The 4,045-nt window shown below is 74.5% G+C and carries 5 protein-coding genes; 4 read left to right on the forward strand and 1 reads right to left on the reverse strand.

Annotated elements, in window-relative coordinates; genetic code table 11:
• Nucleotides 1-851: DinB/UmuC family translesion DNA polymerase (locus AC3ET4_RS30410; RefSeq protein WP_431955134.1), on the reverse strand; the 851-nt coding region annotated here is incomplete at its 3' end.
• 90 nt (nucleotides 852-941) lie between these two features.
• On the opposite strand from AC3ET4_RS30410, the gene AC3ET4_RS30415 reads away from it, so the two are divergent.
• The 4 genes from AC3ET4_RS30415 to AC3ET4_RS30430 all read left to right on the forward strand — a co-directional run bounded on the left by AC3ET4_RS30415 (nucleotide 942) and on the right by AC3ET4_RS30430 (nucleotide 3,963).
• Nucleotides 942-1,643: a hypothetical protein gene (locus AC3ET4_RS30415; protein WP_431955135.1), complete on the forward strand. Its 702-nt coding sequence runs from the start codon at nucleotides 942-944 to the stop codon at nucleotides 1,641-1,643.
• Between the two features lie 40 nt (nucleotides 1,644-1,683).
• Nucleotides 1,684-1,869 (forward strand): hypothetical protein, encoded by a 186-nt coding sequence (locus AC3ET4_RS30420; protein ID WP_431955137.1) that lies wholly within the window; start codon nucleotides 1,684-1,686, stop codon nucleotides 1,867-1,869.
• A gap of 140 nt (nucleotides 1,870-2,009) precedes the next feature.
• Nucleotides 2,010-3,083, forward strand: coding sequence for a low-specificity L-threonine aldolase (ltaE, locus tag AC3ET4_RS30425; RefSeq protein WP_431955139.1), 1,074 nt, complete (start codon nucleotides 2,010-2,012; stop codon nucleotides 3,081-3,083).
• A gap of 178 nt (nucleotides 3,084-3,261) precedes the next feature.
• A complete protein-coding gene (locus tag AC3ET4_RS30430; RefSeq protein ID WP_431955141.1) occupies nucleotides 3,262-3,963 on the forward strand; it encodes a L,D-transpeptidase family protein in 702 nt (233 codons plus the stop codon).
• Nucleotides 3,964-4,045: the final 82 nt, after the last annotated feature.

Genomic DNA, 4,045 nt, shown 5'->3' on the forward strand with positions numbered 1-4,045 from the left:
ACGGCCCGCACGGGTGCGCCGTGCGGGCCGAGCGCCTCATGCATGGCGTAGGCGGCCTCGGCGAGTTCGCCGGGGTCGCAGGTGGGCTCCGGCAAGGTGCGGCTGCGGCTGACCGACGAGCCGCCGGCGAGCCGGACGGTCAGGGTGAGCCCGGTGGTCGTGCGGCCGGTGCCTCGCAGCCGGTCACCGAGGCCGAGCCCGAGTTCCAGGACGGCCCGGCTCAACGCGCCGCGGTCGGTGGGGTCGGTGGCGTCGACGGTGAAGAGGCGGTCGGCGACGAGAGAGCCGAACGGGTGATCGGGCGCGATCGGAGCGGGGTCGAGCCCGTGCGCGCGTTCCCACACACCGCGCCCGGGAAGAGCACCGAGGAGCGCCTGGAGATCGGGCAACGGCGCGGCGGCGACGTCGCCGACCGTGTCCAGCCCGGCCGCCGCCAGCATCCGGACGGCTTCCGCGGTGATACCGGGAAGGGCCGCGACCGGCTGGGCCCGCAGGAAGCCGGCGACGGACTCCGGGTCGGAGTCGACGGCGCGGATGCGGCCAGGGAGGACGTCGCAAGCGGCCATGGCGGCGACCGTACGGCTGCCGGCGATACCGATCGTCAGGCTCACGTCGTACAGGGCCGCGACCCTGGTGCTGATCATGAGGGCGAGCTGTTCGGGCAGCAGCCCGTAGAAGCCCACCGCGGACTGCACGTCGGCCACGACGGCGTCCGGCGGCTCGGCGCGGACGACCGGGGTGAACTGGCCGACGAGCCCGGCCAGCGCCGCGAGCGTCGCCGGCTCGGCGCCTCCGCAGCGGATGTAGAGCACACAGGGCCCGGGGCCCTGGTGCGGCTCGGCTTCGACCATGGGGTCCGCCTCCACCTCTTTTCGAACAGGTGCTCGATTTCGAGTGTAGGGCATTCCGGCTCCCCGCGTCCGGCTCATAGGCTGCGTCGCATGACCTTGACCGCCGTCCAGCGCCGCGCCCTGCTGGAGTCCGACGCCGACACCGGGCAGCTGAAGGCGCGCGCACCCACGTGCGCCGCGCTGGTCGGGCAGGGCCTCGCCGTGCGTTACGGCCGTACCGGCGGCTACTACCTGACCCAGGAGGGGCGCCGGCTTCGCACCGAACTGGCCGGCGCGTCGCTTCGGAGCGGGGAAGCGAAGGCCGCGGCACCGGTGCCCGGACCGCCGACGGCCGAGCCCGCCGAGCGCGGGGATCGAGGGAGCTTCACCGCCGACGACGGGCACGGCACCGGCTCCGCCGCCCCCGGCCGCGCCGCCGAGGTCGCGTCGGCCTGGTCGGGGCTGCTGGAGATCCGGCGCGTCCTGCAGGACGGCGACACCACGCGGCCCGCGCCCTGGGAACGCGAGCGCTTCGTGCACGCCGTCGCCCTGGCGCTGGAGGCGGCCGGCCGGCCCCCGTGCGCGCGCGAGGCCGCGGGTCCGCCCTCGGCCGCCGGTTACGCCGTGGCGCCCTCCGCCCAGAGCGGGGTCGCCGAGGTGTCCTGGCACTCCCCCGCTGGGGACGCCCGGGGCTCCACCAAGGCCGAGTTGGCCCGCTGCCAGAGCGTCCTGGAGGCGTGCGGCTGGCAGTGCACGCTGCACCGCGACCGCCGGCGGAGGGCGTTCCTGCTGGTGTCGCCCCGCAGGGCCTGAGGGAGCACGATGGAGGCAGCGACTCAGGAGGTGGTCCGCCATGACGTCCACGTCGCCGGAGGCCGATCCTTACCTGTACGCCGAGACGCCCTCCCAGGCGGAGGGCGAACGGATCTACGACACGGCCGAACGCAGCACGATGGAGATCCACCCGGACGTGCCCCGCACGACCCCCTCCCAAGCGGAGGGCGAACGCGTCGACGACCTCGACCTCCCGCCCCGGTGACCCGGGACGGGGTGCGCCGCGAGGCCGTCCGCCGGTGACCCCTGCGGCGGAGCGCGGGGAAGAGCCGTACCGCGGCCCGCGCCCGCGGCGCACGGTGGGCCCGGCGAGGCCGTGACCAGGAGGCATGGCAGGGTGAGGGCATGCCGACCATCACTCATGTCACCGAAGAGCAGCCCGGACGCTTCATCGACCTGCGCAGCGACACCGTCACGCGACCCGGCGCGGGCATGCGCCGGGCCATGGCCGAGGCCGAGGTGGGCGACGACGTCTTCGCCGAAGACCCCACCGTGGGCGCCCTCCAGGACCGGATCGCCGAGCGGCTCGGCTTCGAGGCGGCGCTGTTCGTCTCGTCCGGGACGCAGAGCAACCTGTGCGCGCTGCTGACGCACTGCGGCCGGGGCGACGAGTACATCGCCGGGCAGTCGGCGCACGTGTACCGCTGGGAGGGCGGGGGCGGCGCCGTGCTCGGCGGGATCCAGCCGCAGCCGCTGCCCCACCGGACGGACGGGACGCTCGACCCTGCCGACATCGCGGACGCCGTGAAGCCGGACGACCCGCACTTCGCGCGCACCCGTCTGCTGTGCCTGGAGAACACCATCGGCGGCCGGGCGGTCCCCCTGGACTACCTGCGGACCGCCACCGGGCTGGCCCGGGAGCGCGGGCTCGCCACCCACCTCGACGGGGCCCGGCTGTTCAACGCGGCGGTGGCCGCGGGCGGCGACCCGTACGAGCAGGCGCGGCTGATCGCCGGCCACTTCGACAGCGTCTCGGTCTGCTTCAGCAAGGGCCTGGGGGCTCCCGTCGGCTCCGCGCTGCTCGGCAGCCGGGCGTTCGTGGCGCGGGCGCTGCGCTGGCGCAAGGCGCTCGGCGGCGGGATGCGGCAGGCGGGCATCCTGGCCGCGGGCGCACTGTACGCGCTGGAGCACCAGGTCGCACGGCTCGCCGAGGACCACGTGAACGCCGCGCTGTTCGCGGAGGGGATCAAGGGTGTGCCGGGCCTGGTGGTGGACGGCGCCCAGACCAACATGGTGTTCGCCGAACCCGCGCCGGGGCTGTCCGCCGAGGAGGTGCAGGAGCGCCTCGCGCGGCGCGGGCTGCGCTGCGCCGGCTACCCCGGGCGGCTGCGCTTCGTCTTCCACCTGGACGTGTCGCGCGCCGACACGGAGGAGGCCGTGCGCATCGTCCACGCCGCCCTGGGCGGTTCCCCTCGCTGACGGCGGGCCCCGAAGTGAGGCCCAGAAGTGACGGCAGGCCCACGGCCCGGCGGCCCGCCCGGTCGGCGGACCGCCGATTCCCCTTCTCCCGCGCGTGTTTCCGCAACCTCCGGCGCCTCCCCGCTGTCCTAGGGGGTGAGGCCGTCAGGTGACGGCCCACCAGGGGGATGGGGGATCAATGCGAACGAGAGTGTCAGCGGGACGTCGGGCGGGGGCCGCCCTCACGGTGGCGGTGCTGGCCGTGACACCGGTCGTGGCGGGGGGCGGCACGGCGCAGGCCGCGTCGTGCACGAAGAGCAAGGGCCCCTACCAGAAGCAGGTGGAGAAGTTTTTGGGCCGGCCGGTGGACGGGAAGCAGTCGGCGGCCGACTGCAAGGCGACCCGCGCTTTCCAGACGAAGTACGGGATCTCCCCGAACATCGGCTACGCGGGGCCGGTGACCTGGGGCGTCATGAAGATCATGAATGCCCAGAAGGCCGCGGGGCGCAACCCCGACAAGGCCGGCACGTGCCCCGTCAACAAGGGGCGGATCGCGTGCGTGGACCTCACGCGCCAACTGAGCTGGATACAGGACGGCAGGAAGCTGACGTTCGGGCCGGTCCCGGTTCGCACGGGCCGCAACGGCTACGAGACCCGCACCGGCGCCAAGAAGGTCTACTGGCGGAACATCGACCACTGGTCGACGCTGTACCACGTCCCCATGCCGTACAGCCAGTTCTTCGACGGGGGGCAGGCGTTCCACTCGATCTCCGGGAGTGTGTGGTCGCCGCCGGGGTCGCACGGCTGCGTGAACATGCGCACGGCGGACGCCAAGAAGTACTGGAGCCTGTTGCGCAACGGCGACGACGTGTACGTGTACGGACGCAAGCCCGGTACGTGACCGCGCCGCGCCGCACGTCGGCGGGCAGGACCTGGGTGGGGGGGGGGGGGGGGGGCCCCCCCGGCCCCCCCCCCCCCCCCCC

Source organism: Actinacidiphila sp. bgisy167 (assembly GCF_057707665.1).

Excerpts from the sequence above, each read along its gene's own strand:
- AC3ET4_RS30430 (WP_431955141.1), top strand. The coding sequence starts at position 3,262 with ATGCGAACGAGAGTGTCAGCGGGACGTCGGGCGGGGGCCGCCCTCACG.
- ltaE (WP_431955139.1), top strand. The coding sequence starts at position 2,010 with ATGCCGACCATCACTCATGTCACCGAAGAGCAGCCCGGACGCTTCATC.
- AC3ET4_RS30415 (WP_431955135.1), top strand. The coding sequence starts at position 942 with ATGACCTTGACCGCCGTCCAGCGCCGCGCCCTGCTGGAGTCCGACGCC.
- AC3ET4_RS30420 (WP_431955137.1), top strand. The coding sequence starts at position 1,684 with ATGACGTCCACGTCGCCGGAGGCCGATCCTTACCTGTACGCCGAGACG.